This is a genomic window from Persicimonas caeni (assembly GCF_006517175.1).
Taxonomy (GTDB): domain Bacteria; phylum Myxococcota_A; class Bradymonadia; order Bradymonadales; family Bradymonadaceae; genus Persicimonas; species Persicimonas caeni.
Genome location: NZ_CP041186.1, coordinates 6,680,464 through 6,705,942, shown reverse-complemented (window position 1 = coordinate 6,705,942; position 25,479 = coordinate 6,680,464). Strand labels below are relative to the sequence as shown.

The 25,479-nt window shown below is 64.2% G+C and carries 19 protein-coding genes; 7 read left to right on the top strand and 12 right to left on the bottom strand.

Going from position 1 to position 25,479, the window contains the following annotated elements; all coding sequences use genetic code 11:
- Positions 1-391 precede the first annotated feature (391 nt).
- From FIV42_RS24900 to FIV42_RS24890, 3 genes are all read left to right on the top strand, one after another.
- Positions 392-1,183, top strand: a complete 792-nt coding sequence (locus FIV42_RS24900; RefSeq protein ID WP_141200317.1) for a hypothetical protein — start codon at positions 392-394, stop codon at positions 1,181-1,183.
- 757 nt (positions 1,184-1,940) lie between these two features.
- Positions 1,941-2,981 carry an ADP-ribosylglycohydrolase family protein gene (locus FIV42_RS24895; protein ID WP_141200316.1) on the top strand — a complete coding sequence of 347 codons (1,041 nt, stop codon included), beginning with the start codon at positions 1,941-1,943 and terminating at the stop codon, positions 2,979-2,981.
- Positions 2,982-3,375: 394 nt separating this feature from the next.
- Positions 3,376-4,536, top strand: a complete 1,161-nt coding sequence (locus tag FIV42_RS24890; protein ID WP_141200315.1) for a hypothetical protein — start codon at positions 3,376-3,378, stop codon at positions 4,534-4,536.
- 49 nt (positions 4,537-4,585) lie between these two features.
- On the opposite strand, the gene FIV42_RS24885 is transcribed toward FIV42_RS24890, so the two are convergent.
- Positions 4,586-6,865 (bottom strand): NADP-dependent malic enzyme, encoded by a 2,280-nt coding sequence (locus FIV42_RS24885; protein WP_141200314.1) that lies wholly within the window; start codon positions 6,863-6,865, stop codon positions 4,586-4,588.
- 166 nt (positions 6,866-7,031) lie between these two features.
- Between FIV42_RS24885 and FIV42_RS24880 the strand changes: the two genes are divergently transcribed.
- A complete protein-coding gene (locus FIV42_RS24880) occupies positions 7,032-8,231 on the top strand; it encodes an AI-2E family transporter (protein ID WP_168210925.1) in 1,200 nt (399 codons plus the stop codon).
- A gap of 171 nt (positions 8,232-8,402) precedes the next feature.
- Here the strand turns inward: FIV42_RS24880 and FIV42_RS24875 are convergent, their stop codons facing one another.
- From FIV42_RS24875 to FIV42_RS24835, 9 genes are all read right to left on the bottom strand, one after another.
- The gene (locus FIV42_RS24875; protein ID WP_141200312.1) at positions 8,403-9,143 is read right to left on the bottom strand and encodes a cytochrome b/b6 domain-containing protein; all 741 of its coding nucleotides are present in this window, start codon (positions 9,141-9,143) and stop codon (positions 8,403-8,405) included.
- A 153-nt stretch (positions 9,144-9,296) separates the two neighbouring features.
- A complete protein-coding gene (locus tag FIV42_RS24870; RefSeq protein WP_141200311.1) occupies positions 9,297-10,610 on the bottom strand; it encodes a sensor histidine kinase in 1,314 nt (437 codons plus the stop codon).
- A gap of 10 nt (positions 10,611-10,620) precedes the next feature.
- On the bottom strand, positions 10,621-11,292 hold the full coding sequence (locus FIV42_RS24865; protein ID WP_141200310.1) for a response regulator transcription factor: 672 nt from the start codon (positions 11,290-11,292) through the stop codon (positions 10,621-10,623).
- A gap of 75 nt (positions 11,293-11,367) precedes the next feature.
- Positions 11,368-12,972, bottom strand: coding sequence for a receptor L domain-containing protein (locus FIV42_RS24860; RefSeq protein ID WP_168210924.1), 1,605 nt, complete (start codon positions 12,970-12,972; stop codon positions 11,368-11,370).
- A 119-nt stretch (positions 12,973-13,091) separates the two neighbouring features.
- The gene (locus FIV42_RS24855) at positions 13,092-15,446 is read right to left on the bottom strand and encodes a GH92 family glycosyl hydrolase (protein WP_141200308.1); all 2,355 of its coding nucleotides are present in this window, start codon (positions 15,444-15,446) and stop codon (positions 13,092-13,094) included.
- A 73-nt stretch (positions 15,447-15,519) separates the two neighbouring features.
- On the bottom strand, positions 15,520-16,359 hold the full coding sequence (locus FIV42_RS24850) for a hypothetical protein (protein ID WP_141200307.1): 840 nt from the start codon (positions 16,357-16,359) through the stop codon (positions 15,520-15,522).
- A 3-nt stretch (positions 16,360-16,362) separates the two neighbouring features.
- Positions 16,363-16,977 carry a hypothetical protein gene (locus FIV42_RS24845; RefSeq protein WP_141200306.1) on the bottom strand — a complete coding sequence of 205 codons (615 nt, stop codon included), beginning with the start codon at positions 16,975-16,977 and terminating at the stop codon, positions 16,363-16,365.
- Between the two features lie 81 nt (positions 16,978-17,058).
- Positions 17,059-18,027 (bottom strand): NAD(P)H-dependent flavin oxidoreductase, encoded by a 969-nt coding sequence (locus FIV42_RS24840; protein WP_141200305.1) that lies wholly within the window; start codon positions 18,025-18,027, stop codon positions 17,059-17,061.
- Between the two features lie 255 nt (positions 18,028-18,282).
- Positions 18,283-20,016, bottom strand: a complete 1,734-nt coding sequence (locus FIV42_RS24835; protein WP_141200304.1) for a carboxylesterase/lipase family protein — start codon at positions 20,014-20,016, stop codon at positions 18,283-18,285.
- A gap of 332 nt (positions 20,017-20,348) precedes the next feature.
- Here FIV42_RS24835 and FIV42_RS24830 point away from each other — a divergent pair, with 332 nt between their 5' ends.
- On the top strand, positions 20,349-21,311 hold the full coding sequence (locus FIV42_RS24830; protein ID WP_168210923.1) for a transposase: 963 nt from the start codon (positions 20,349-20,351) through the stop codon (positions 21,309-21,311).
- 337 nt (positions 21,312-21,648) lie between these two features.
- Here the strand turns inward: FIV42_RS24830 and FIV42_RS24825 are convergent, their stop codons facing one another.
- Positions 21,649-21,906: an acyl-CoA-binding protein gene (locus FIV42_RS24825; RefSeq protein ID WP_141200302.1), complete on the bottom strand. Its 258-nt coding sequence runs from the start codon at positions 21,904-21,906 to the stop codon at positions 21,649-21,651.
- A 103-nt stretch (positions 21,907-22,009) separates the two neighbouring features.
- Between FIV42_RS24825 and FIV42_RS24820 the strand changes: the two genes are divergently transcribed.
- The gene (locus FIV42_RS24820) at positions 22,010-23,236 is read left to right on the top strand and encodes an ATP-binding response regulator (RefSeq protein WP_141200301.1); all 1,227 of its coding nucleotides are present in this window, start codon (positions 22,010-22,012) and stop codon (positions 23,234-23,236) included.
- 99 nt (positions 23,237-23,335) lie between these two features.
- Positions 23,336-24,403, top strand: coding sequence for a TauD/TfdA family dioxygenase (locus tag FIV42_RS24815; RefSeq protein WP_141200300.1), 1,068 nt, complete (start codon positions 23,336-23,338; stop codon positions 24,401-24,403).
- A gap of 77 nt (positions 24,404-24,480) precedes the next feature.
- On the opposite strand, the gene FIV42_RS24810 is transcribed toward FIV42_RS24815, so the two are convergent.
- A complete protein-coding gene (locus FIV42_RS24810; RefSeq protein ID WP_141200299.1) occupies positions 24,481-25,410 on the bottom strand; it encodes a bile acid:sodium symporter family protein in 930 nt (309 codons plus the stop codon).
- Positions 25,411-25,479 lie beyond the last annotated feature (69 nt).

Sequence of the window (25,479 nt, the reverse complement as noted above, 5' to 3'; positions counted from 1 at the left end):
GGCAAGATGCCCTGCCTCCAAAGGCTTTTGCGACAGCCTCGCGACGACCGCGCCCCGACCTATTGTCGCCCTTCAGCCCAGTCGGGGCGCCCTTGACAACCCTCCTTCCGCCGACGACCCTAACGCAATCGCAGTAATTTAAGTAACTGCACGGGGATTGTGCGGGAAAGCCTCGGCGAGGGCTGAGTGTCAAGGACAAGGCGCGACGCCGAGGCGATGCAGCGCATCGTCGAGAAGGAGCAACGCAGTCATTGGCGCTCAGAACCGCCGAGATGACCGACAGAATCTCCGTGTAGTTACTCAGTGGGGCCCGAAGGCGGGCCACGTCGTGCCGCGCCCGAATGGGGGGCGAGCACATTTCAATGCACTCTTGGCAACGACGAGGAATCTGATGGCTTTACGCGATTTGAATTCACAGGAGATGGTGACGGTGTCGGCCCCGTGGGTCGACCCGCAGCGCGACCTGCCCACCCTGGAGGCCCAGGAGCTTTTGGTGGGGCCGGCGCGCGTGATCACCGTGGCGCACCGCAAGCTGCTGACGATGCAACGACAGGAGAGCGTGAGCTCCGAGCGTGTCGCGGAGTTGACCGCCGAGCTGACCCGGCTCGACGCCCAGCACGACCGGATGGCCCGCGGCGTGTACAACGTGCTCGACGCCGGCGTCGACCTGGCCGACGACGCCCAGCAGGCCGCCCGATTCGAGGGCACGCGCGACACCTTGTTCCCCGAGGGCCTGCAGATCACCCAGGCGACCTACCGCGCGCAGGCGGGCGCCGCCCAGCAGGTCAAAGAGCGGCTCACCGAGCAGGACCGCGACTTTCTGGCCTCGCAGGTCTTCGCCGGCCGACCGCTGGTCGAGGTGGTCGACGCCTGGCTCGACACCGCGCTGCTGATGGGCCGCCGCGTCGACGAGCGGGCTCGTCTGGCGGATGATGAGAGCGACGACCCCAACGCGGTCGGCAGTGACGACCTGCGCGACGCGCGCCTGGAGTGGATTCGGGCGACCAAGTCGCTGTTGACGATGCTCGAGTTCACCGACCTCGACGAAGAGCAGCGCCACGACCTGCTCGCCAGCCTGCGCGAGGCTGAAGAGACCGCGCGGCGGCGCGCCGAGGACGACGCGTCCACTGACGAGCCCCAACCCGAGGAGCCCGTGGACGCCGACGTCACCGAACCAGTCTGATCCCGGAGCGCTCCGCTCCGAAAGTCCACCAGAGCATCGCCAGGCCGGAGATCTCCGGCCTGGCGATGCTTTTTTTCATGTTCGAGACGGACGCTTCCGCCAAAAAAGTGCACAAAAGCATTGCGACGGCGGAGGCGTCCGCCGTTTTTCTTCGTCGACAGCCTCGAAAGCCGGACGCTTCCGCCAAAAAAATGCTCTAACCGCCTCGACGGGCGGACGGTTCCGCCCCTTCGATGCTCCAGAGCACGCCAAAGCCGGACATCTCCGCCAAAAACGTGCTCCAGTTGCCTCGACGGGCGGACGGCTCCGCCAAAAAACTGCTCCAGTTGCCTCGACGGGCAGATGGCTCCGCCCGAAAAATGCTTCGACGGTCGCTAACGGCGGGCGCCTCCGTCGCGAGTTTGCTGCACGCCACAACTAGGCCGGGGCGCGGTGCTCTGCGCCGCCGCGACCGCCTCCGGCGTCGCCTTGCGTGGTCGACGTGCGACCTTCAAACACGGTGTCAGACACCATGTTGTGCGCGGTATCTGTTCGGTGCGGGGGCATCTTGCCCTCGCCTGCGAGAGCTGGAAGCACTCGCACCGAAAGCGCGCGATTTGTTCGGTGCGGGGGCATCTTGCCCTCATAAAAGGGATTCAGGGAGATGCCTTTAGGCGCATCATGACGGGGCTCCCCCTGCATGCCGGACTAATCACGAGACCCATTTGTGTTAAGCTCGGTGCAGCCCCTATTTGCTCGTCGTCCGCCCCCAGCTGACATGCTCGATCTCCTCTTTCTCGGTATCGCCCTGCCCTCGTTCGCCTACCTCGCGTATCGCGCCGGCGACGTTGCGCTTCGACAACTGCGTAGCTATCAGGCGATTCCGTTCGCGTCCGGCGCGTTCGCAGCCGAGACTGGCGATACCTATGACGACCATGCGTTCGCCGCGCTCGTGGGTGTGGCGCTTGGCGATGCCCTCGGCATGCCCCGCGAGAGCCTCCCGGTGTGGCTGACACAGTTGCGCTTCGGCGCGAAGCCCACACTGAGGCGTGGGATACTGCGGGTGCTGCGACGCCGGGGCACGATTAGCGACGACACGCAGCTCACCATCGCTGTGGCGAAGGCAATCCGAGACGACGGAAGCTTCGACGCCGAGACATTCGAGCGCGAACTCGCCGACTGGTGGCGCATCCGCATCGGCCCGGGGCGGGCGACGTGCGCTTCAGTCGAGCGCCTTATGAACGGGGATTCTGCTCCGGGAGACCGGAACAGCCAGGGAAATGGAGCCGCCATGCGAGTTGTGCCGCTTGCGATTGCATACGTCGACGACCTCGAAGCGATGCTCGACGCTGTTCGGAACAGCAGCCGTCCAACGCACGCGGATGCCGAGGCGATCGCCGGCGCCGAAGTCGCCGGCCGAGCGACGCGACTGCTTTTGCGAGGCGAACCACTAGAGGTCGTCAGCCTTCTTCCGCGGGCGTCCAGCGAAAACATCGAGCGTTGGGAGAAGCTCCTTTCGGCGGCGAAGGAGCTTGCCGAATCGGGCGATGACGGGCTCGACGAATTAGGCACCACCGGCTGGGTCTTTCACACGATCCCGAGCGTCCTCTATCTCTTTTGGCGCTGGCCGAATGACTTCGAACAGGGGCTTTCGGCGCTGTTTCGAGCAGGCGGCGACGTCGATACCGTCGCTGCATTGTATGGGGCGCTTGTAGGTGCCAGTGGTGGGATGGATGCCTTTGGCGATTTGCCGTGGCAAGAGGTTCAAGGCGCCGGTGTGCTTCAGCGTGAGGCGGGTCGATTGGCTGCGCTTACTTGAGAGATGCTCTCGGCGGGCCAGAGGCGCCGCCGGCGGTCGCGACGACCGCGCCCCGACCCAGCTGCACGCCACAACCAGGCCGGGGCGCGGTGCTCTGCGCCGCCGCGACCGCCTCCGGCGTCGCCTTGCGTGGTCGCCCCTCAACCGCCCACACACTTCACATATCCTCTCGAACGGTGGAAATGCCCCCCTAGACGAATTAACTACGGACCGAAGCCCGCCTGCGGGTGTAGAGGAACTGGAACATCACCGGGGAAGCTCGCAACCACCCCAGAATCCTCCTTCACATAGGAAGCGCCAGACAGCCATCCGCCGCGTTGGTCGGATGGGGGTGTATCGTTGCGGCTCCTTCCCCTTCATTGCCTCACTTTTGCACCACCAGAGGAACGAAGAAATGTCGAAGTACCGATTGATTGCCTGTGTGTCGTTTTGTGCAGTAGCCCTCCTCGCCGCCGGATGTTCCGACGACGATAATTCCAAAAAGAAGACCCCGCTCGACGCCGGCTCCGACGTGAGCGCGACCGACACGTCCGCCGACGACGCCGGCTCCGAGGACGACGCGACCACGCAGGCCGACGCCGACACCAACGCAGACACAGGTGCCGACACAGGAGCCGACACCGGCAGCGACCAGGACGCCCAGGCCGACGCCTCGGGCTCCGACTGTGGCAAGAACGGACTGAGCTCGCCGACCGTCGAGGCCCACTTGGATGACAATGGCGTGCTGACCGCCACCGCGGTCGCCGCAGCCGACTACGGCCAGACCGACGTGCTGGTGATCACCTGGAATTTCCCCGCCGGGGCGAGCATCGACACTGCCGACTACGACCCGTATGTCTTGCAACCCACCGCCGACCCCAGCAGCGCGAAGGTGGCCGTCGAGGCCTACGCGGGATGCACGGGCGAGCCGAGCACGACAAGTTGCATGAGCTACTATATCGCCACCGCGGGCGACCTGACGGTCACCGCGCTCGGCCAGGCCGGCGGCGATCAGCTCACCGGCAGTCTGGACAGCGCGACGATGCTCCAGATGATGTCGAACGGGGGCGGCGCCGAAAACTGGTGCATCGAGGCGCTCAGCTTCGACGCCACCATCACCTCCGACGGCCCCGGCGAAGGGCTCTGCCGCACCGACGCCGACTGCTCGAGCCAGTGCATGACGCCCCCCGAGTTCATGGAGTTCAACATGTGCCCGCCGCAGTCGTGCGAGATGCAGGCGCCCAACGCCTGCTTCAACGACGCCGATTGCGGCGGCAGCGGGGCTGTGTGTCGTCAGGCGCCGATGGAGGCGTGCCTGTGCAACCCCGAGGTGCGCACCTGCCAGCCGCCCTGCGCCCTCGACGCCGACTGTCGCGAAGGCGAGGCGTGCGACACCACCACCGGCCACTGCGGACCCATCGGGTGCACGACCGACGCCGACTGCCCCGCTCACTACGCGTGCGGCGGCAACAACACCTGCGAGCGACGCACCTGCTCGACCGACGCCGACTGCACGGACGGCAAATGCGTCAAAGGGGCTTGCTTCGATGATTTCGGGGCGTGCTTGACGTTCTGAGCAGGCGCTATCGAAACGAGGGCATCTCGTCCTCGCTTCGAACAAACTGCTACTGCGCGTTGAGCACCGTCAGCACCGTCAAATTGACGATCGAGGCCACGCTCGAGCCGCGCTGCAGCACGTTGACCGGCTGCTTCATGCCCAGCAAGACCGGGCCGATGACCTCGGCGCCGCCGAGCTTGTCGAGCAGTTTGTAGCTGATGTTGCCGGCGTCGAGGTTCGGGAAGACGAGCACGTTGGCCTCGCCGTCGAGCTCGGCGAAGTCGAAGGCCTCGCAGCGAAGCTCGGGGTCGAGGGCGGCGTCGGCCTGCATCTCGCCGTCGACGATGAGCTCGGGGTGGCGCTCGCGCAAGATGCGCGTGGCCTGGGCGACCTTGGAGGCGTTGGGGTGTCGGCTGGTGCCGAAGGCCGAGTAGCTGAGCATGGCGATCTTGGGCTCGACGTCGAGGGTGCGGGCGAGCTCGGAGATCTTGATGGCCGTCTGGGCGAGGGTCTCGGGGTCGGGGTCGATGTTGACGGTGGTGTCCGAGAAGAACTTCACGCCGTTGTCGCGCGAGACCACGATATGCGCGCCGGCCGCGCCGGTGACGCCCTCGGCGACGCCCACGATCTGCAGCGCCGGGCGAAGCGACTCGACATACGCCTTCGTCAGCCCGCTGACCACGCCGTCGACGCGCTCCTTTCGGAGCATCATCATCGCGTAGACCTCCGGCTGGGCCATATGCGCCTCGGCCTCGGTCATCGTCACGCCCTTTCGCTGGCGCAGGTCGTAGTAGGCGCAGACCATCTCGTCGCGGCGCTCGTCATCGCGCGGGTCGAAGATCTCGATATCGTCCAGGTCGATGTCGTGCTGAGCAGCGCGGGTTTCGATGCACTCGCGGTCACCCATGAGCACCGGCTTGGCGATGCCCTCGTCGACCAGGATATTGGCCGCGCGCAAGATCTGGTGGTGCTCGCCTTCCGGAAAGATGATGCGCTTGGGCGCGCGCTTGGCCTTGTTGATGAGCCCGCGGATCAGCGCCTTGGCCGCGCTCTGAATCTGCTCGAGGCTCTCGCGGTAGGCGTCGATATCCTCGACGGGCTTGCGGGCCACGCCCGACTCGGTGGCCGCCTGCGCGACGGCCGGCGACACGCGCAGCAGCGCGCGCGGGTCGAAGGGCTTGGGGATGATATACTCGGGGCCGAAGCGAAAGTGGTCCTCTTCGTAGGCGTCGGTGACCGTCTCGGGGACGTCCTCGCGGGCCAGGTCGGCCAGCGCGTGGACCGCGGCGAGCTTCATCTTCTCGTTGATGGAGCTCGCGGCCACGTCGAGGGCGCCGCGGAAGATATACGGAAAGCCGAGCACGTTGTTGACCTGGTTGGGGTAATCGCTGCGCCCCGTGGCCATGATCAGGTCGTCGCGCACCTCCATGGCGTCGGGGTACGCGATCTCGGGGTCGGGGTTGGCCAGGGCGAAGATGATCGGCCGGTCGGCCATCGAGGCAACCATCTCCTTTTTGACGATGCCGGCGACCGACACGCCCACGAAGACGTCGGCGCCTTCCATGGCGTCGGCCAGCGTGCGCCGGTCGGTCTCGAGGGCGAACGCTTGTTTTTGCTCGTTCAGGTTGTCGCGCCCGGTGTGCACCACGCCTTTGGAGTCGACGAACATGATGTGCTCGTGGGGCACGCCCAGCGATTCGAAGAGCTTGGCGCAGGCCACGCCCGCGGCGCCGGCGCCCGAGAAGACGCAGCGCACGTCCTCGATATTCTTGCCCTGCAGCTCCAGGGCGTTGAGCAGCGCCGCGCTGGTGATGATCGCGGTGCCGTGCTGGTCGTCGTGGAAGACCGGGATATTCATCTCGGCGCTCAGACGCTCCTCGATCTCGAAGCACGCCGGCGCGGCGATATCCTCGAGGTTGATGCCCCCGAAGGTCGGCTCCATGGTGCGCACGCACTGGATGAACGCCTCGACGTCGTCGGTGTCGAGCTCGATGTCGAACGCGTCGACCCCGGCCAGGTGCTTGAAGAGCACGGCCTTGCCCTCCATGACCGGCTTGCTCGCCAGCGCTCCGATATCGCCCAGCCCCAGCGTGGCGCTGCCGTTGGTGACCACGCCCACCAGGTTCGCCCGGTTCGTGTACCGGTAACTGTCGAGCGGCTCCTCGTCGATACGCCGACATGGCTCGGCCACGCCCGGCGTGTAGGCCAGCGACAAGTCGCGCTGGCTGGAGAGGGATTTGGTCGCCTGGATCTCGAGTTTTCCGGGGCGCGGCGACTCGTGGTAGCGCAGGGCTTCGTGGCGGCGGTTCTTCCTGGTTTCTTGCTGGTTTTCGTGGTCGTTGGACATCGTTGGCTCTTTTTGTTGTAGGTTGTTCGTTGCTCTGTGCGGATAACGCAGATTTAGGTGTTATGTAAGGTCGATTTGGCGGAGGCATTGCCTACTCCTTCGCCTCCTCGTGCAGATCTTCAAACCGGCACCAAATGGAAGCCCTATCCTGATGACCAATGAACCGATGAGCGAACACGACGTCGACGCCAAAGAGCACCCCGAATCAGCCCTCTTTCAGCGCTTGAGCGCCGAGCAGTACAAAACGCGGCTGCTCCGCTACACCTATATCCTGATGCGCGTGCTCTTCGCGGTGATCATCGGCTACGCCATCCTCTGGCTGGCCGAGGCGCTCGGCACCCTGCTCTTCCCGTTGCTGGCGAGCCTGGTGCTCGCGTACTTGCTGCACCCGTGGATCGACACGATCGAGGCGCGCGGACTGAGCCGCAGGCTGAGCATCGTCGTCGTGCTTGCCGCCGCCTTCTTGACCCTCGGGATCGTGGCCGTCTTTCTTCTGCCCCCGCTCATCCGACAACTCGGCGACGTCATCGCCGATATCCCGAAGTTGATCACCACGATCCAAGAAGAGTGGATTCCTTGGCTCGAGCGGCGTCTTCGCACCGAGTTGCCCACAACGGTACGCGAGGGGCTCGAGTCGGCCGGCCAACGCGCGGGCACCTCGCTGCCCGAGGTCGCCCAGCGGGCGGGCAGTTGGACGGTGGGCGCGGTCTTCAAGACCGGCCAGGTGCTCTTCGCCGCGTTCAACCTGCTGCTAATCCCACTCTTCTCGTACTACTTCTTGCGCAAATTCGACCAAGCCAGCCACGCCATCGCCGGCTGGCTGCCGGTGCGGCGTCGCGAGTACACGCTGGGGCTTCTGTCGCGCATGGACTCGGCGGTGGGCAGTTGGTTTCGCGGCCAGGTCCAGGTCGCCTCGCTCATGGGCGTGCTGTACGGGGTGGGGCTGGTCGTCGCGTTCGCCATCGCCGACATCGACCCCAAGTTGGGGATCGCCATCGGGATCATCGTGGCGGTGCTCAATATCATCCCCTATTTCGGCATGATCGTCGCCTCGCTCATCACCACCTTGGTCGTCCTGCTCAACTGGCCCGGCTGGGGAGGCGTGCTCGCCGTGGTCATCGTCTTTCTGATCAACCAGTTTTTGGAGGGCTACGTCGTCGGCCCCAAAATCTTGGGCGACAGCGTCGACCTCAATCCCATCGCCGTCATCATCTTGCTGTTGGCGGGCGCCGAGCTCGCCGGCATCTGGGGCATGCTGCTCATCGTGCCCCTGGCCGGGGCGATTCGGATTGTGTGGCCCGACCTGATGGCGATTTATCGCGAGACCGCGTTTTATCGCGGCGATCTCGACGAGGCGGAGGGTTGAGTTGCTTCGGTGGGGGCCATGCAGGAGAGCTGCGCCCGCTATTTTGGGCGCCCTGAACTGCGGGCGTGAATGATTTCGGGGTCGCTTTGGCTGACGTCGCTCGGGAGTGCAACCACCATGGCGCCGCAACTCGCAGCCCTCACGTCCTTATCGCACGCAGTCTTGCCCGCCTCAGTCGTCGTCTTCGTGTTCTTCGTGTTCCTCGTACTCTTCGTGTTCGCCGTGCTCCTCCCCCTCGCCGACCTGAATCGTCTGGCCGATGAGCGGCAGGGTCACCTGGCTCGTGGCCGCGTCGTAGCCGCTGACCAGGCCGCCGGACCACAGGCCGGTGAGCACCAGGAACACCACGGCTGCGACCGGGCGCGGCGAGCGAATATCGTCGCCGTCGCCGGCCTGTTTGCGGCCGTGGAACATGCTGGCGGCGATATTTTCGCGGTGGCGAATGGTGTGGAAGATGATGCCGGCCACGTGCACGCCGACGACGGCCAGCGTGCCGAAGGCGAGCACCTCGTGGATCTCTTCGACGGCCTCGCCGCCGCCATTTCCCATCAACACCCCGGTCGCCACCAGCCCGAGCACCATCACGAAAATAGCGATCGAGGTCCAACTGGTGCCCGGGTTGTGGCCGGCGTAGCGCTGTGCGCCGCCGCTGACCGTGCCCTTGAGGTAGGCGAGCACCTTGGCGGGCGACAGGGTGAACGAGGAGAATCGCGCATAACGCGAACCGACGAAGCCCCAGATGATGCGCAACAGCACCATGAACCCGGCGGTCGCCCCCAACAGCATGTGCACGCTGAACAGTGAACCTTCGTCCTCGGCGACGTTGCCGATGATGAAGGCGCCCAAGAAGGCGCCGGCCAGCAACCAGTGAAATAAGCGAGTGGGGATATCCCAGGCCAATATGCGTTTCATCGTGGACCTCCTGCGTGTCCGAACTCGAGCAGCCCGAAACGGCTGCCTCCAATCTACGAGTCGAATTTAGCAGCAGGTTCTCAAGGGAGTCTGCGAGGCACATTAGAATTCGATTAGAATCGGCGGCGCCCCACGTCGATCACGCCAGGTCGCTCACGCTACGCTCACCGTCAGTCGCGCCCGAAGACCGCCAAGCGGCGAGTCGTGCAGCGTGCATTCACCGCCGTGGCGCCGGGCGACCTCGCGGGCGATGGGCAAGCCGAGGCCCAGGCCCGAGCGGTCGCGGCGTCGCGACTCTCCGGCGCGCGCAAAGCGGTCGAAGAGCGCCTCGCGCTCTTGCTCGGCAACGCCGGGGCCGGCGTCGTCGATCTCGAAGACGGCCGTGTTGCCGTCGCGGCGAACACGCACGACGACCTCGGCGCCGGGTGCGTGGCGGGCGGCGTTGCGAAGCAGGTTGCCCAGCGAAATCTCCAGAAGGGAGCGATGCACCTGCAGCTCGGGGTCGTCGTCGACCTCGAGGCGCACCGTGTTTTTGGCCTGCGACAGGGTGTCAGACTCCGTGCGCATCGCCGCGTTGGCGACCTCGGCAGCGCGGACGAGCTCGCGGCCGCGGTCGACTTGGCCGGCGTCGATGCGCGCCATCGCCGTGAGCCCCTCGACGAGCCTGCGCAGGCGATCGACCTCCTCGCGCACCGACGTCAACAGCTCGCGATACTCCTCCTCGGAGCGCTCGCCGCGCAACGCGACGTCGAGCTCACCGAGCATGGCGGTCACGGGCGTGCGCAGCTCGTGGGCGGCTTCGGCCGTGAACCGACTCTGGGCCTGATAGGCCGCGTCGAGGCGGTCGAGCAGCTCGTTGATGGCGTGCAGCAGCGGCTGGACCTCGTCGGGGGCGTCCTCGCTCAAGCGCGTCCCCTCGCCGAGCCCGACGACGTGGTCGGCCTCGTGGCGGGCGCGCTCCAAGGGGGCGAAGGCGCGGCGCACCACCCGAAGCTGCACGAAGGTCGCCAGGACCGCGGCCACTGCGGCCAGAATGCCGTACACGAGCGCGAACGGGCCGACCGTGCGCGCCAAGGTGAGCGTGGGCGCCGAGGCCGCGGCGAGCTGGTACTCGTGCTCGTCGTCGCCCTCGACTTCAAAGGGGAGCAACACCATGCGCCGGTCGGCGGTGTCGAAGAAGACGGGCCGCTCCGTGTCGAGGGCGCGCTCGGCGTAGTCCTGGGGCAACGCGTGTTCGTCGAGATCGACCAGCCAGGCGTCGACAGGCGAGCGGCTGTGCTCGACCTCGACCTCGTCGCCGATATCGGGATGGGCGCGGCCGTGGGCGGCGGCGAGCAAGGCGCCGTCCTGCGCCTCGACGCGCTGGGTGTGCAGCACGCCGGCTGTGGCCACGCCCACGACCACGAGCGTGGTCACGAGGATGCCCGTGCCCCCGGCGGCGACTCTCTTGGCGATCGAGTCTGTCATCTGAGTTGACCTATCGGGGACGGTCCTCGAGCACATACCCCACTCCACGCACGGTGTGGATGAGCGGGTAGTCGAAGTCTTTGTCGATTTTGGCGCGAAGGTAGCTGATATAGACGTCGACGACGTTGGTGCGCGGGTCGTGGGTCATATCCCACACGGCGTCGAGGATGCGGGTGCGCGACAAGACCTGGCCGCGATGCTCGGCGAGGTAGCGAAGGAGGTCGAATTCTTGGGCGGTGAGCTGGACCTCTTGGCCGGCGCGGTAGACCCGGCGTGCAGGCACGTCGATGGCCAACTCGCCGACCTCGATGCGCTCGCCCATCGGCGTGCGCCGGGTGACCGCGGCGATGCGAGCGAGCAATTCGTCGAACTCGAAGGGCTTGACCAGGTAATCGTCGGCGCCGCCGTACAAACCCTCGACCTTCTCGTCGACCCGGTCGCGCGCGGTCAGACAGATGGCGGGAGTGTGGTCGTCGCGCCGGCGCATCTCACGCACCACGGTCAGCCCGTCCCCGTCGGGGAGCATGCGGTCGACGAGCAACAGGTCGTACTCGTCGACCTTGGCCGCCAAGCGCGCCTGCGCCAGGTCCTCGACCACATCGACGCGGTGACCTTCTTCGGTCAGGCCGCGCTCCAAAAAGCCGGCAATCTTGGGTTCGTCTTCGATGACGAGAATGCGCACGTCGTACCTCCTGCACTCGCCTAGAGCGGCAATCAGTTTGCGTTCGAGGCAGCCACGGCGCGTGGAGGCCTCCAGTCACGGACAGGTTCCGCTAGCATCGTTGCCGTCGATATACACAGTCCCAACGATATTCTGGGTGCCGATGCTGTCGCGCAACCACTCGGCCTCACAGGTCGGCAGCGTGACGTTGTCGCGAATACGAAAGTAACGCCCCACCGCGTTTATCGAGCTCAGCCCGTGGAGGTCGGTCAACGCCCCGTTGTTACGGATCTCGAGCGTTCCGGCAATATTGGTCAGCGCGCCGAACGAGTCGAGGTTCATCAACGCGTCATTAAATGCGACCTCGAAGTCGCCTCCGACATCGTTCAACGCGCCGAAGCCGGCGATCGTCGCAAGGGAATGATTGTGCCTGAGCTTCAGCCCGAGTGAGCCCCCAGTCTGGTATTGGGGCAGCCCGTCCACCGTGTGCAACGCGTCAAATCCGGCAAGTGAGGTGAGTGAAGGGTGACTAGAAATCATCACCGCGCCCCCAACAGTGGCCAACGAAGGGAAGCCATCACACGAGGTGAGCGTGGCGTTGTCGAACATGCGCACCGAGCCGCCGACACTGGTGAGGGCTGTGAACCCGTCGAGCGACGCCAGTGCCTCGTTGTAGAAGAGTCGAAGGTCTCCTCCGATAGAGGTCACGGCATTGAGGCCGTCGACGTCGGTCATCGCCGAGTTGTTTCTGATCCGCAGTTCACCTCCGACGCTGTTCAATAAGGCTAGCCCATCGAGATCTGGGATCATCGGGTTATTTCTGATGACCAAGCCGCCCCCGACGCTGGTCAGTGAGCTCAACCCGTCGACGCTTCCCAGCACGGCATTGTCGGCGATGCGGAGTTCACCTCCGACTGTAGCAAGTGAGCTCAGCCCGTCGATATCCAGGAGGTCGGCGTTGTTGGCAATGATCAAATCGCCTCCCACCGTGGTCAGCGTGCTGAACGTGTCGAGGCTCGTCAGGGCTGTCGCATCGATCGTCAGGTCGCCCTGAACCTCGGTGCACCCACTGGCGGCGAAGAGCAGAGCCTCGAGGTGATCGTCGATCGCCAGCGGCCCCTCCAGCGATGTGCAGTTCGTGGTCCCCACCGTTACGGAGGTGCCGTCATCGCACGAGATAGTCGCGGTGCCGTCGCCATTATCGGCTACAGTGCACGAGGAGCCATCTGCGCCGTCGGCTCCATCGGCGCCGTTTGTTCCGTCGGCTCCGTCCGCGCCATCTGAGATGGTCACCGAAGATCCGTCGTCACAAGAGAGCGTCTTTGTTCCATTCCCGTCGTCGCTCACCGTGCAGGACGCGCCACCGCCCTGACCGTCGGCGATCGTCGCCGAGCTTCCGTCGTCGCAAGAGATGGTCTTGGTGCCGTCGCCGTTGTCGCTCACCGTACACGAGGAGCCATCTGCTCCGTCGGCTCCGTCGGCTCCATCGGCTCCATCGGCGACGGTCACCGAGGTGCCGTCATCGCACGAGATGGTCTTAGTCCCATCTCCGTTATCGTCCACCGTGCACGCGCTGCCATCGGCTCCGTCTTCGACGACGGCGCTCGTTCCATCGGGACACGAAATGACCGCTGCACCGGAATCGGTCTCCGCGACCGTGCACGGCTCCGAAGAGCCGGCGTCGCCGCAAGAGACGGACATAAGAGCAACAAGCGCAACGAACAATCCCCAGTATCTGCCTCGCATCTAGACTTCTCGTGTCGGATTTCAGTTATCCAATCAATTCCAATCAATATGCTTTCGCGTCGGCGCGCCCAGGCTTATTGAGGCGCGTCCGGGCTCATCTCGAAGCGCAACGTCGCGCCCATAAGCTGCTCGTGGGTGATCGTCGCCCCCTCGACCGCCTCGCCGTCGAGGCTCACGCCGGTGACGTAGGGCGTGTCGACGTCGGCGCCCTCGGCTTCGATGACGAGCGTCTGGCCGTCGGCGACGTCGACCTCGGCGTACGTGAAGAGCGGCGAGCCGAGCATATACCAGTCACCGCCGGCGACCGGCGAGAAGCCGAGCGCGCTGAAGAGGTACCAGGCCGACAAGGTGCCGCCGTCGTCGTTTCCGGCGAGGCCGTCGGGCTCGGTCGTATAGGCGGTCGTCTGGATGACGCGGCTCCAGCGGCCGACTTGGTCGGGGCGGCCGGCGTAGTGGAACAGGTAGACGGCGCCGAGGTCGTGCTCGTTTCCGTGCCAATACATCTGGTCGGGGAGCACTGTCTGGAAGCGGTCGCTCTCGAGCTTGGAGTCCTCGAAGAAGGTCGACAGGGGATCGTAGAGCGCCTCTTCGCCGCCGAAGGTCGCGGCGAGCTCCTCGGGGTGCCAGATGGGATAGAAGCGATAGTGCCAGGCGTTACCCTCGGTGTAGGGGCCTTCGCGGCCGAAGGTCGAGCCGCCAATCTCTTCGAAGGTGCCGTCGGCGTTCTTGGGGGCGAAGAAGCCGTTGTCGGGGTTGTAGAGGTGCTTCCAGTTCTCGCCGCGAGCGCGCAGCTCGGCGGCTTCCGAGCGGCCCAGGTGGTCGGCGAGGTTGGCGAGCGCCCAGTCGCTCCAGGCGAACTCGAGGGTGCGCGAGACCGACTCGTCGTATTCGTCGGCGGGCAGGTAGCCAAGCTCGACGTAGCGCTCGACGCCGGTGCGCCCCCTGAACATCGCCCCGTCGGCGGGCTTTTGCGTCGCCGTCTCGTACAGCGCGTCGAAGGCGGCCTCGTAGTCGACGCCGTCGATGCCTTTGAGCGCGCTCTCGGCGAAGACGAGGTCGGCGGGGGTGCCGATCATGCTGCCCGTGAAGGTCTGCATCGCCGGCCAGCGCGGGATATAGCCGGAGGCGTCCTTCATCGCCAACAGTGACTTCAGCGAGTCGCGCTGCAGTTCGGGGTCGACGAGGGCGAGCCACGGGTGCAGCGTGCGGAAGGTGTCCCACAGCGACAGGTCGGAGTAGTAGGCGAAGCCGTCGGCCTGATGGACCTCGTCGTCGACGCCGCGGTAGCGCCCGTCGATGCCGTCGAGGCGGGTGGGCATGCGCCAGATATTGTAGAGCGCGGTGTAGAAGATGGTCTGATTTTCCACCGAGCCGCCTTTGAGGCGCACCCGGCCGAGCTTGTCGAGCCAGGCGTCCTTGGCGGCTTGGCGCACCTCGGCGAAGGTCTTTTCGTCGAGCTCCTCGGTGCGGTGGAGCCTCGCCTGGTCGAGGTCGACCAGCGACAAGCCCACTCGAAGCTCGACCTCAGTGGCGCCGTCGAATTCGAGCACTGCCCCGCCCTGTGTGCCCTGCGCGGAGGTCTGGTCATCCTGCACGCCGTCATCGTTCCACGCCGACACGCTCGTCGGAGCAGGGTCCATCGTCGCCGAGAAGTGCAAGGTGAACGGGCCGCTGCGCGTGGCGAAGTCGCCCGAGTAGATCACGTTTCCTTCGATGGTCGTCCCGTCGACGGTCATGTCGACCGTGGTGTTCGGCGTCGTCTTGACCGCGCCGGCCGGGTTGAACAGGAGCGTCACGCCGCCGTCCGTAGAGCTGTATTTGTGGAGGCCGCCGCGGAGCGAGGCGGTCAGCTCGGCGGTGACGCCGGCGTCGGGGAGGTCGACGGTGTAGTAGCCTGGCTGGGCGGCCTCGGACGCTTTGTCCATCGCGGTGTACTGCTCCCACGGCTTGGCGGCGTCGACCTGCGCGACCGGCAGCACGCGCAGGTTTCCGAGGCCGGCCGCGCCGGTGCCGACGAGGTGCAGGTGGCTGAACCCGCGCGTGTCCGGGTCGTCGTAGTGGTAGCCGCTGAAGTGATTGAGCTCGCCGTGCGAGCCCTGCTTGGTGGTGTCGGGGCCGAGCTTGACGAGTCCGTTGGGCATCTGCGCGGCCGGGGTGAGCGCGGCGTAGCCGAAGCCGAGCCCGCCGGTGCCGATAAAGGGGTCGACCAGCTCGAAGGCTCGTTGGGCGTCGACGATCTGCGGTTCCTCACCGGCGTCATTCGTCTCGCCGGCGTCGCTCGTGTCTCCGGTATCGGAGAGGACGTCGGCCTGCGCGTCGGGCGTCGAAGCGTCGAGTGGTTGTTCGGTGTTACCGTCGCCGTCGGAGCAGGCGGACAAAACGAGCAGAGACAGCAGGACGAGGGGAGCGGCGTGGCGTCGATAGAGCATGGCGGCCGATTCGGAGCGTTGTTGGTTTGGCGTAACGCCCTTGTTTTACACCAATTGCCGCCCGAAATGCCAATCAACCCTTTTTGTGCTCGCTCTTGTCCGGTTTGGCTTGTTGATGCTCGGCGTGTTGGTGCTCGAACTCCTCGGCGAGCTTTTCGAACTCCAACTCGACCTCGTCGCGGTCGTCGAGCAGCGAGCGGGAGCTGTGCTTGTCGCGGCCTCCGTCGACAAAGGCGGGAAAGACGTAGACGGAGCTGCCGGAATCGGCGACCTGCAATTCGGCCACGTCCTTTTGGAGGAACTCGTCGAGCAAGGCCCGGGAGGCATCGACGTCGAGGGAGGTCTCCAAGGCGAGTTCGGCGACGGTGAGCCGGCCGTCGTGGTCGCGCGCCAGGCGCAGCACTTCGCGCTCGCGTCGTTCACGCTGCTGTTCGGGGGTAAGCTCGGGCTCTTGCTTCCTTCTCGGCGCGTCATCTTTTGGCGCGTGCTCGTCGTCGCGCTTGTACTTTTTGTCTTTGTACTTCCGGCGCTTGTAGTCCTTTTTGTCCTTGTACTTCTTATCCTTGTACTTCTTGCGCTTTTTGCGCCCCTTGTAGTCGTCGTCGATATACTTGGTGACCTTGCGCGCCTTCTTCCGGAACTTCTTTGTGTATTTGTAGAGGTACTTGTCGAGCAGATAGCAAGGCGTCAGCGCGTCCCACAGGATCATGCCCCCCGCGAAGCCGAACCCGAGGGCGAACATGGACACCAGCAGCCCGTACAGCAGGTGACCTTTGGCGATGGCAAAAATGGTAAAGAGGATCGCCCCCAGAAGGCAGAACATCAGCACGCTCAGCCCAAAGAGCCCCTGAGCGACCCGAAAGACCGGACGCATCAGCGAGCCCTTGTCGACCTTTTTCCACGAGAGGTGCACGGATCAGTCCTTGTTCTGCTTTTGCTGCGCCGCAAGCTTTTCGAACTCGAGCTCGATCTCGGCGTCGTCGTCGAGCATCGAGCGGGCGCTGAACTTCCCACGGCCGCCGTCGACAAACGCCGGAAACACGTAGACCCTGCTGCCGGAGTCGGTCAGCTGGAGGTCGGCGACGCCATCGTCGACGAGTTCGTCGAGCAGCGTGCGCGCCGCGTCGATATCGAGCGAGGTATCCAGCGCGAGCTCGGCCACGGTCAGGTGCCCATTCATGTCACGCGCCATGCGAAGGGCTTCGCGTTGCTCCCTCTCGGAGGATTGACGCGAAGGATCGACCTGAATCTGGGGTGAGCGCTGCTCAGTCTGGGACTGCTCGGCTTTCGAACCGTGGCTGCCGTCGAGCCCTTTGCGCATCAATCGATAGCCACCATAGCCGGTAATCACGACGCCAAAGAGCAACGTGATGTTGGCGGCCAGGCTCCCTTCACCGTCGGCAATCACCAGGACGCCGCCCAACCCCAACAACAAACACAAAAGGATGGCGGCCGCGCCGACGATGGCGATTACCACTCGCCCGATGGCTTTGAGAGTCGTCTCTTTGTCGAGGTCTTTGAAAAGTGCCACGGGCTATCCCCTCCGGTTAGTGAAGTTGAGAGCATCTACCTATTTGAAGTTGAGAGCATCTACCTAGCATATGGTTGCAATTCAGCCTACTTCGGCTGCCAGCTCGCGGCACGCCTCGAGGTACTCCGCTTCGAGCCGGTCGACGAGTTCGGCGACCGAGGGCACCTCGTCGATGGCGCTCACCCCGTGGCCGGCCGACCAGACGGTCTTCCACGCCTTGGCCTCGTCGCTGACGGTGAGTTTTTCGCCAAAGTCGACCTGACCCGGGTCGAGCAGCTTCTCCATGTCGAAGTCGTTCTGCTCGAGGCTCTGGCGCATGAAGTTCGCCGGCACACCCGATACCGCCGGGGTGTGGATGATGTCTTCGGGACGCGCCTCGCAGATCATCTCTTTGTAGGCGTCCTGGCCGCGGCTCTCCGCGGTAGCGATAAAGCGGGTGCCCATGTAGGCGAGGTCGGCGCCCATCGCCTTTGCGGCGGCGATATCGCGGCCGGTCGAAAGCGCGCCGGCCAGGATGATCGTGCCGTCGAAGACCGGGCGGATATCGCTCAGCAGCGCGAACGGGTTGGTCGTGCCTGCGTGGCCCCCGGCGCCGCCGGCGACGAGCACGATGCCGTCGACGCCGGCCTCGGCGGCCTTCTGAGCGTGGCGACGGTTGGTCACGTCGTGGAAGACGACGCCGCCGTAGCTGTGCACCGCGTCGACGACCTCGGTCACCGCACCGAGCGAGGTGATCACGAGCGGCACCTCTTGCTCGACGCACACCTCGAGGTCGGCACGCATGCGAGGGTTGGAGCGGTGCACGATCAGGTTGACGCCGAACGGGCCGACGGGAGCGTCGGGGTTTTCCTCGGCAAATTTCGCGAGTTCGTCTTTGATGTCGACGACCCACTCACGAAACCCCTCGGTGGTGCGCTGGTTGAGCGCCGGGAAGGTGCCGGTGATGCCCGCCTTGCAGGAGGCGAGGACCAACTCCGGCCCGGAGACGAGGAACATCGGCGCGGCGACGACGGGGAGTCGGGTGTTCTGAAAAATCTCGGGAACTGACATAACACGTCCGGTGCGAGGAACTCTCTGTAATGACAAATGCAGATGACGGGTCGAATCTTCGGCGGATTCGTCCCTCATTGCAACCGGCGGGCTTGGGGCCTGCATAAAAATCAATTTGGTCGCGAATGACGGCTGAGTTTTGGTCCATTTTTGCCCGTAAAGCCTCGACTTAGCGCGGCTAAGCCTACGTTTTACGAACAAAAATGGCCTCAAAATCAGCTCGCCCTCGCTCGGGCATTTATTTCCATCCAGGCCCTAGCGCCATTCATCCCAGAAGTCACAATACTCGGCGCGAAAGTTGCTTTTCAGCCCCAGATACTCGCCGCTGAGGTCGACGCCCGAGTCGGCGCTGGCCTCGTAGATCGGCCATTGGAGCTCGTCGACGGTGCCCGGGCTCCCATCGATGGCGAAGCTCGTCCACCACGACTGCATCACGCGCGAAAGGCGAACGTCGTCGTCTTTGCCGTTCGGCCCGGACAACTCGCCGAAGACGTACGGAAGCTCGGCGGTGTGGTAGGCGCCGAGGCTGTACTGGCTGCCCACCGAGTCGACGTGGGTGAAGTAGTACGTGAACACATCGTTACCCGCCGCGCGGTGCTGCCGGGCGAGGCGCCGGCTCGGGCAGACGATGATGGCGTCCCCCCACACGTCGGCCAGCGCGCGCCAAGGCTCGAGGTAGTCATTGGACGGGTACTCGCGAATGATGACATGGTCGAGGGTCGGGAAGAGCTCGGCGAGGCGCGTCTCGTACTCTTCGTCGGTCATGTTGCGGTCTTGAAAGCCGTAGAACGAGCCCTCGTCTGAGTTCACGCCGATGACCAGCGGAATCGAATGTGCCCCGCCCTGCTCGACGACCTGACGGGGACTCTGTTGGATCAGATGCCCGTCGAGAATCGGCGAGAACCCCTCGGGCCGCTCGGTCGAGTCTTCGGGAAGGACGAAGGCTTGGACGAGGTCTTCGGCAGGCTTCGAGCGCAGACACTGGGCGACGTCGGCCGAGTCGGCGCAGCCGACGGCTTGGGCGAGACGCGCGCCCTGCTCGGTGGCCGCCTCCTGGCGCACCTGGCGCTCGTCGAGCTTGCGCAGCCAGCCCGGACAATACCCACTCTGCATGATCGCCCGGTCGAAGAGCCCCTCGGCCTGAGGCAGCGTCATCAGCGTGCAGATGCTCGCTGCGCCTGCCGACTGTCCGAAGAGCGTGATGTTGTCGGGGTCGCCGCCGAACTGAGCGATGTTGGCTTGCAGCCACTCGAGCGCCCGAATCTGGTCGAGCAGCCCGTAATTGCCGGCCGCGGGGTATGTTGGGTCGTCGCCGATAAAGGATTCGTGGGCGAGGAAGCCGAGCGCCCCGAGACGGTAGTCGAGGGTCACGACGACTACACCGTTTCGAGCGAGGTCCTCGCCGTCGAAGAGCGGACGCCCGCTGTTGCCGGTCTGCCGGGAGCTTCCTCCCACAAAACCGCCGCCGTGCAGCCAGACCATGACGGGCTTGGGCTCCGCATCGCCGAGGCCGGGCGCCCAGACGTTGAGCTTGAGGCAGTCCTCGCTCTGCTCTTGCAAGTTGGCGTTGTCGCGGGGTTGCGGACAGGCGGGCCCGAAGCTGTCGGCCTGGAGGGTCTCGGAGCGCGGCTCGGGCGGCCGAGGCGCCTTCCATCGAAGCTCGCCCACCGGGGGCTTGGCGTAGGGAACGCCAAAGAAGCTGGTCACCCCGGCAAACTCGTCGCCCTGGACCGGCCCCTCTTCGGTCATGACGACGCCTTCGGGCAATCCGGCGTCGCCAGTCGCGTCCGAGCCCGCGTCGCCGGCGTCGTCTGCACTGTCGGTATCACCTGCGCCGCCGACATCACCGGAACCACGCGCATCGTCGCCCGCGTCGGCACGCGACTCGGGGTTGATCCAGCGGTCGGCGTCGGACGAGTCGCCGGCGGGGTCGTTGCCGCAAGCGGTTACCGCGGTCATCAGACACAAGACGAGGACGAAGCGTTGCATGGCTTTGCTCCAGTGCAAGTCAGCTGCCGCCGACACGATACCCGACGGCCGATGCTTTTGTTCTGCCCTCCATTCAAGCAGCTAATCGCGAGAAGTAAAGCAGCGCATACGAAGGCAAACAGAAATTCCGCCCCCGAACTCGCCCCTCCCCCCAACGGTGTCAGACACCGTGTCGACCAGCTCTCATGCGCCTGCCAGCGCGATCTTGCGGCCGCCACCCCGTCCCGTCCGCACAACAAATTTTGCCAAATCACGCAACGAATCGGCCTCTTCTGCCGAAAACCGTATTGAGGGCTACCGATGAACCTTTATCTCACGGAGGAGACGAGCCAATGGGACACCCGCTGCGAAATCAGGAAAAGGACGCCATCTACGAATTGGGCAATCGCACCTTGCACCAGATATACGCCCTACTGCCCGAGGAGGAGGTCAACCGCATTATTCTGGGACTCCTGGCCAAGTACGCCTGGCGCTACGGCGTCGAGATCTTTGCGTTTTGCTTCATGAGCAACCACTTCCACCTCCTGGCGCGCTGCCGCTCGCTGCAGATGCACCTGTTCATGCGCGACTTTCAGAGCCAGCTCGCGAAGAAGATCAACAAACTACGTAATCGCACTGGCACTTTCTGGGAGCGCCGATACACAGCCATCAAGGTGCTGGACGACGACGCGATGGTCGACCGCTTGCGCTACATCGTCTGCAACCCGTGCGAATCCGACCTTGTGCGCCATCCGAAGAAGTGGCCAGGACTATGCTCATGGGACATTCACGCGAGCAGAAAGCCGCTGGTGGCGGAGGTGGTCAACCGAAAGAAGTACTGGGCGGAGAAGCGCAAAAAGAAGAACGAAGGCAAGACTGAAGCAGAGCTCATCGAACTGGCCACCGAGCGCTACACGCTCGAGATGGCCAAGCTTCCGCAGTGGAAGGACCTCGATGACGAGGCGTATCACCAGAAGATTGTCGAGACATGCCACGAGCACGCAGGCGAGTTAGCTAAGCGGCGCAAAAAACCGTGTATTGGACCCCAAAAAGTGCTCGCCACAAGCTGGACCGACCGCCCGAAAGAGCCCAAGAAAGCCCCGCGCCCCCTGTGTCACGGCGGCGACCTAGAGCAGCGCATTGCATACCGCGACAGCTGCCACCTACTCGTCGACCGCTATCGAGATGCCGTAGACAAGTGGCGCAAAGGGAAGTCAGAGGTGAGCTTTCCCGACGGCACGATTCCACCCGGCCACCAATTCTGCGTAGGCGGCAGTCATGACATACGTCGTGAGCCGCCACCATCCATCCGGTAGGCGCTCAAGCCATCCAGTAGGCGCTCGAGTCAGCCCGAAAGCCATCGTACCAAGTCGATTCGCTGGGCCAGGTCCGCAAGACCGCCTCAGTGCGTCTCGCCGGTCTCCTTCGAGCCCCAGTGGAAGCTCCACCGCACAAGAAAAGACAACGAAACAGGTGGTCAGCAGGGAGAGTGGCCGCCATCAGCGATGAAGCGACCGAAAGTCGCCGCCGATGACTCACACGGCGGACCACAGATCGCCCTCACAACCGCATGTAGCCTAACTCGAACGGTGTCTGACACCTGTTCGTTGCTCAGACACCTGTTCGTTGCTCAGAATTTTGGGGTTGAAATAATCACCCTTCCAGCCGCTCGACCAGCGCGATGTACTCGCGCATGGCTTTTTCGCTCTCCATTCCTTTTTTACCCTTCCATGCATCGTATTTCGCGCGGCCCTTGAAGTTGGTCAGGCCGGGGCGTTTTCCACTGACGTCGCCCTCGGTCGCCTGCTTGTACAGGGCATACAGCTCGAGCAAATCGTCATTCGAGGGGCGCTCGGAAAGGTTCTGGACACGCTCGGCGGCGTCGTCAAATTCCTGTCTTAGTTCAGACATTTTGGTTGCTCCTGTTGATTTCGTTGTTACTCTCTCGCGGTACCGGGAGGGTATCGTACACGAGGTAGAGCGTCCATCGGGACGTAAGCAGTGGGAAAATAGCGTGACCGAGACGAAAACAAAGCACGTCGAAATGCTCGCCAAGCAGATTGTCGAGCTCCAAGAGCGACTGCGCGAGGCCGAAGAGAAAGCCGAAGAGATGACTCGGCTCAAGTCGTCGTTGTTGACGAATATGAGCCACGAGATCCGCACGCCGTTAACCAGCATGTTGGCTCACGCCGCCATTCTGGAGAGCCGGCTCGACGATGAGAACCTCGAGGCGGTGCGTGCCATCAAACGCGCCGGGGCACGCCTGACCGAGACGCTCAATTCGGTGCTCACGCTCGCCCAGCTCGACGGCCAATTCTTGCAGCCCAGCCCCGAAGATCTCGACCTTGTCGAGCTGGTTACCGAGACGGTCGACTCGCTGCGCCCACAGGCCGACGACAAAGAGCTCGCCCTGTATGTCAGCGCCCAACAAGACGAGTTGCCCACCCACTGCGACCCGCGTTGCATGCGCCGCATCTTGGTCAACCTGATCGAAAACGCCGTCAAGTTCACCGACCACGGCGAGATCGAGGTGGCGGTGTCGACTGACGATGACGACATCATCATCGAGGTGCGCGACACCGGCGCCGGTATCTCCGAGGACTTCATCCACGACATGTTCGAGGAGTTTACCCAGGAGTCGACCGGCCTCACGCGCACCCACGAGGGAAGCGGCCTCGGGCTGGCCATCACCAAACGGTTGGTCGAAGCGATGGACGGCGCTATCGACGTCGACTCCGAAAAGGACCGGGGAACCACCTTCAAGGTGCGCCTGCCCTGGATCGACGCTTGCGCGCCGCAGGATTCCAACGACGAGACTTGCGACCTGGCCGCGATGCTCGCCAAATCGGCGCGCTGTGGCTCGTCTCAGACGCTACCCTCGATGTCGGTGCTGCTCGTCGAGGACAACCGCGATATCCGTCGCGTGCTCTCCCAACTCCTCGAAGCCCTCGGCGACGTGGTCACCTGCAGTGACGCCGAGACCGCGCTGAGAGCTGCCGGCGAGCGTGAATTCGACGTCGTCATCATGGATATCAGCCTGCCGCGTATGGACGGTGTACAGGCGCTCCAGAAGTTGCGTACAATGAACGGGTACCAAGACATCCCGGTAATCGCCATGACCGGGCACGCACTGCCCGGCGACCGTGAGCGCTTCTTGGAGGCTGGCTTCACCGACTATATCGGCAAGCCATTCCCTCCCTCGGCGCTGCTCAAGAAGCTGCGCAAGCGGCTTTGCAGCTAGCCGACGCCGCTGCAGTCACGTCGTTACGCGAGTCATGCGCGATTCGGAGGGGAATTTTCTGAACAACTGACATTCTGGTGTAGTAGCGAAGGAGGACGCATGACTCGCTTTGACGAGACGTTGAAAGTCTATCCGCTGCGCGACAACGGCCAAGAGCTGCCGCTCGTCGTCGAGGCCCGCTCCAACAGAAAGGTCGACGACCTGGTCGGCTGGATCGAGCAAAATCGCGACCGACTCACCGAGCAGTTAACTGACCATGGTGCCCTGCTCTTTCGTGGCTTCGACGTCCGCGGGCCCCAAGACTTCGAGAACGTCGCCCGCACCCTCGAGCCGGGGCTGCAAAACGAGTATCTAGGCACATCCCCACGCGAAAACCTGACCGACTACGTCTTCTCGGCCAGCGAACTTCCCGGCTACTATCCCATCCCGCAACACTGCGAGATGACCTTCGTCAAGAACCCACCGCAACGCCTCTTCTTTTGCTGCCTCGAAGAGCCCAACGCCGGCATGGGTCAAACCCCGCTGGTCGACTTTCGTGAGGTCTACCGCCAGATGGACGACGCGGTGCTCTCGCGCTTCATCGACCGCGGCGTCCGCATCATCCGAAACTACAGCGGGCCCAACAGCCCCGACGGCCCCGACCTCTGGAAGCTGAAGCGCTGGGACGACATGTTCGGCACCACCGACCGGTCGGTCGTCGAGCAAAAATGCGCCGAACAGGGCTTCGAGGTTACCTGGCGTGACAAAGACCAGCTTCGCCTCGTCCACGAACAAGACGCCGTGCGAGAGCACCCGCAGACAGGCGTTCCCGCCTGGTTCAACCACACCCAGGTCTTCCACCTGTCGTCCGCCCCGAGCGAATTTGCCCGGATTTTCGAGCACGCCCAGCGCACCCCGCGCATCTGGCTACTGTGGCAAGCCACCCGGCTGATGGTCTGGGCGAAACGCACGTTCACCCCTGCCGAGAACCAATCCCTACACTGCACCCACGCCGACGGCGGCGAAATCGCCGACGACGACATGGAGCACGTGCGCGACGTCATCTGGAACAATATGGTCGCCTACGACTGGAAATACGGCGACATGGTTGCCATCGACAACAACTCTGTCAGCCACGGCCGCCTGCCCTACACCGGCCCTCGTGAGGTCGTGGTCGCCTGGGCATAAAGCGGCTCGCGTTCACCACGGGGACACGGCGCGCACGGGGAAAAGATGCCGTGTCCCCGTGATGAACGAGCGCAGTACTAGCCGTTTGCCGTTTGCTGCTGAGGTTGCTGCGCCTCGACAGGCTCGATGCGCGCCCAGTAGCCGCCCAAGATGAGACCGGCGACCAAGTGCCACACACCCCACCAGGCTGCGATGACCGCCATGCCGCCCAAGCCGGCGAAGAAGTTGAAGATGAGCACGAGCCCCAGCCCCGAGTTCTGGATACCGACCTCGATGGTGATGGCGCGCCGGTCACGCTCTTCGAGCCCCGAGATGCTGGCCAAAACATAGCCCAGCACCAGCGCTATACCGTTGTGAAGGAGCACCAAGAAGAAGACCTTGTCGATATGCTCCAAAAACGGATCGAAGTTCTTGCCCAGCGCGATCACGACGAAGGCAGCGAAGGCGACCAGGGAGAAGGACTTGAAACGTTTGGCCCAGCGTTTGGCGCCCTCGGGCCACTTCTGCCGCACACTCATCCCCAGCGCAATCGGCAGCGCCAGCAACATCGCGATGATGGTGACCATCTTGATAGGATCGACGTGGACCTCCGTCAGGAGCGCCGCGGTCGACGGAATCTTCGAGCCCCAGAAGGCGACGTTGAAGGGCGTGGCGATCACGGCGGTGAGCGTGACCACCGAGGTCATCGAGATGGAGAGCCCGGAGTTTCCGCGGCTCAGATGAGTGAAGAAATTCGACATGTTGCCGCCCGGACAAGCGGCGACCAAGATCATGCCCAGTGCGATCGACGGATGTGGCTCGAGAGCCAAGATCAGCAAGAATGTCATCGCCGGCAGCAACAGAAGCTGGCCGACCAACCCCACGATGACCGCACGCGGCTCAGCGATGACGCGCTTGAAGTCGTCGATGGTGAGCTCGAGCGCGATGCCAAACATCACCAGCCCCAGCACCACGTTCAGAAGAAAGAGGCTCGAGGGGTCGAAGTCTAGTTGTACCTGATCGATCATGTTGCTGGCCCGGGATTTAATTCCACAGTTGCAACACCATACGTTCGTCGGGCACAGCCAGGCAAGCCG

Bases quoted from the DNA above. Each gene is read 5' to 3' on its own strand.
- FIV42_RS24900 (WP_141200317.1), top strand. From the start codon at position 392: ATGGCTTTACGCGATTTGAATTCACAGGAGATGGTGACGGTGTCGGCC.
- FIV42_RS24895 (WP_141200316.1), top strand. From the start codon at position 1,941: ATGCTCGATCTCCTCTTTCTCGGTATCGCCCTGCCCTCGTTCGCCTAC.
- FIV42_RS24890 (WP_141200315.1), top strand. From the start codon at position 3,376: ATGTCGAAGTACCGATTGATTGCCTGTGTGTCGTTTTGTGCAGTAGCC.
- FIV42_RS24885 (WP_141200314.1), bottom strand. From the start codon at position 6,865: ATGTCCAACGACCACGAAAACCAGCAAGAAACCAGGAAGAACCGCCGC.
- FIV42_RS24880 (WP_168210925.1), top strand. From the start codon at position 7,032: ATGAGCGAACACGACGTCGACGCCAAAGAGCACCCCGAATCAGCCCTC.
- FIV42_RS24875 (WP_141200312.1), bottom strand. From the start codon at position 9,143: ATGAAACGCATATTGGCCTGGGATATCCCCACTCGCTTATTTCACTGG.
- FIV42_RS24870 (WP_141200311.1), bottom strand. From the start codon at position 10,610: ATGACAGACTCGATCGCCAAGAGAGTCGCCGCCGGGGGCACGGGCATC.
- FIV42_RS24860 (WP_168210924.1), bottom strand. From the start codon at position 12,972: ATGTCCGTCTCTTGCGGCGACGCCGGCTCTTCGGAGCCGTGCACGGTC.
- FIV42_RS24855 (WP_141200308.1), bottom strand. From the start codon at position 15,446: ATGCTCTATCGACGCCACGCCGCTCCCCTCGTCCTGCTGTCTCTGCTC.
- FIV42_RS24840 (WP_141200305.1), bottom strand. From the start codon at position 18,027: ATGTCAGTTCCCGAGATTTTTCAGAACACCCGACTCCCCGTCGTCGCC.
- FIV42_RS24835 (WP_141200304.1), bottom strand. From the start codon at position 20,016: ATGCAACGCTTCGTCCTCGTCTTGTGTCTGATGACCGCGGTAACCGCT.
- FIV42_RS24830 (WP_168210923.1), top strand. From the start codon at position 20,349: ATGGGACACCCGCTGCGAAATCAGGAAAAGGACGCCATCTACGAATTG.
- FIV42_RS24825 (WP_141200302.1), bottom strand. From the start codon at position 21,906: ATGTCTGAACTAAGACAGGAATTTGACGACGCCGCCGAGCGTGTCCAG.
- FIV42_RS24815 (WP_141200300.1), top strand. From the start codon at position 23,336: ATGACTCGCTTTGACGAGACGTTGAAAGTCTATCCGCTGCGCGACAAC.
- FIV42_RS24810 (WP_141200299.1), bottom strand. From the start codon at position 25,410: ATGATCGATCAGGTACAACTAGACTTCGACCCCTCGAGCCTCTTTCTT.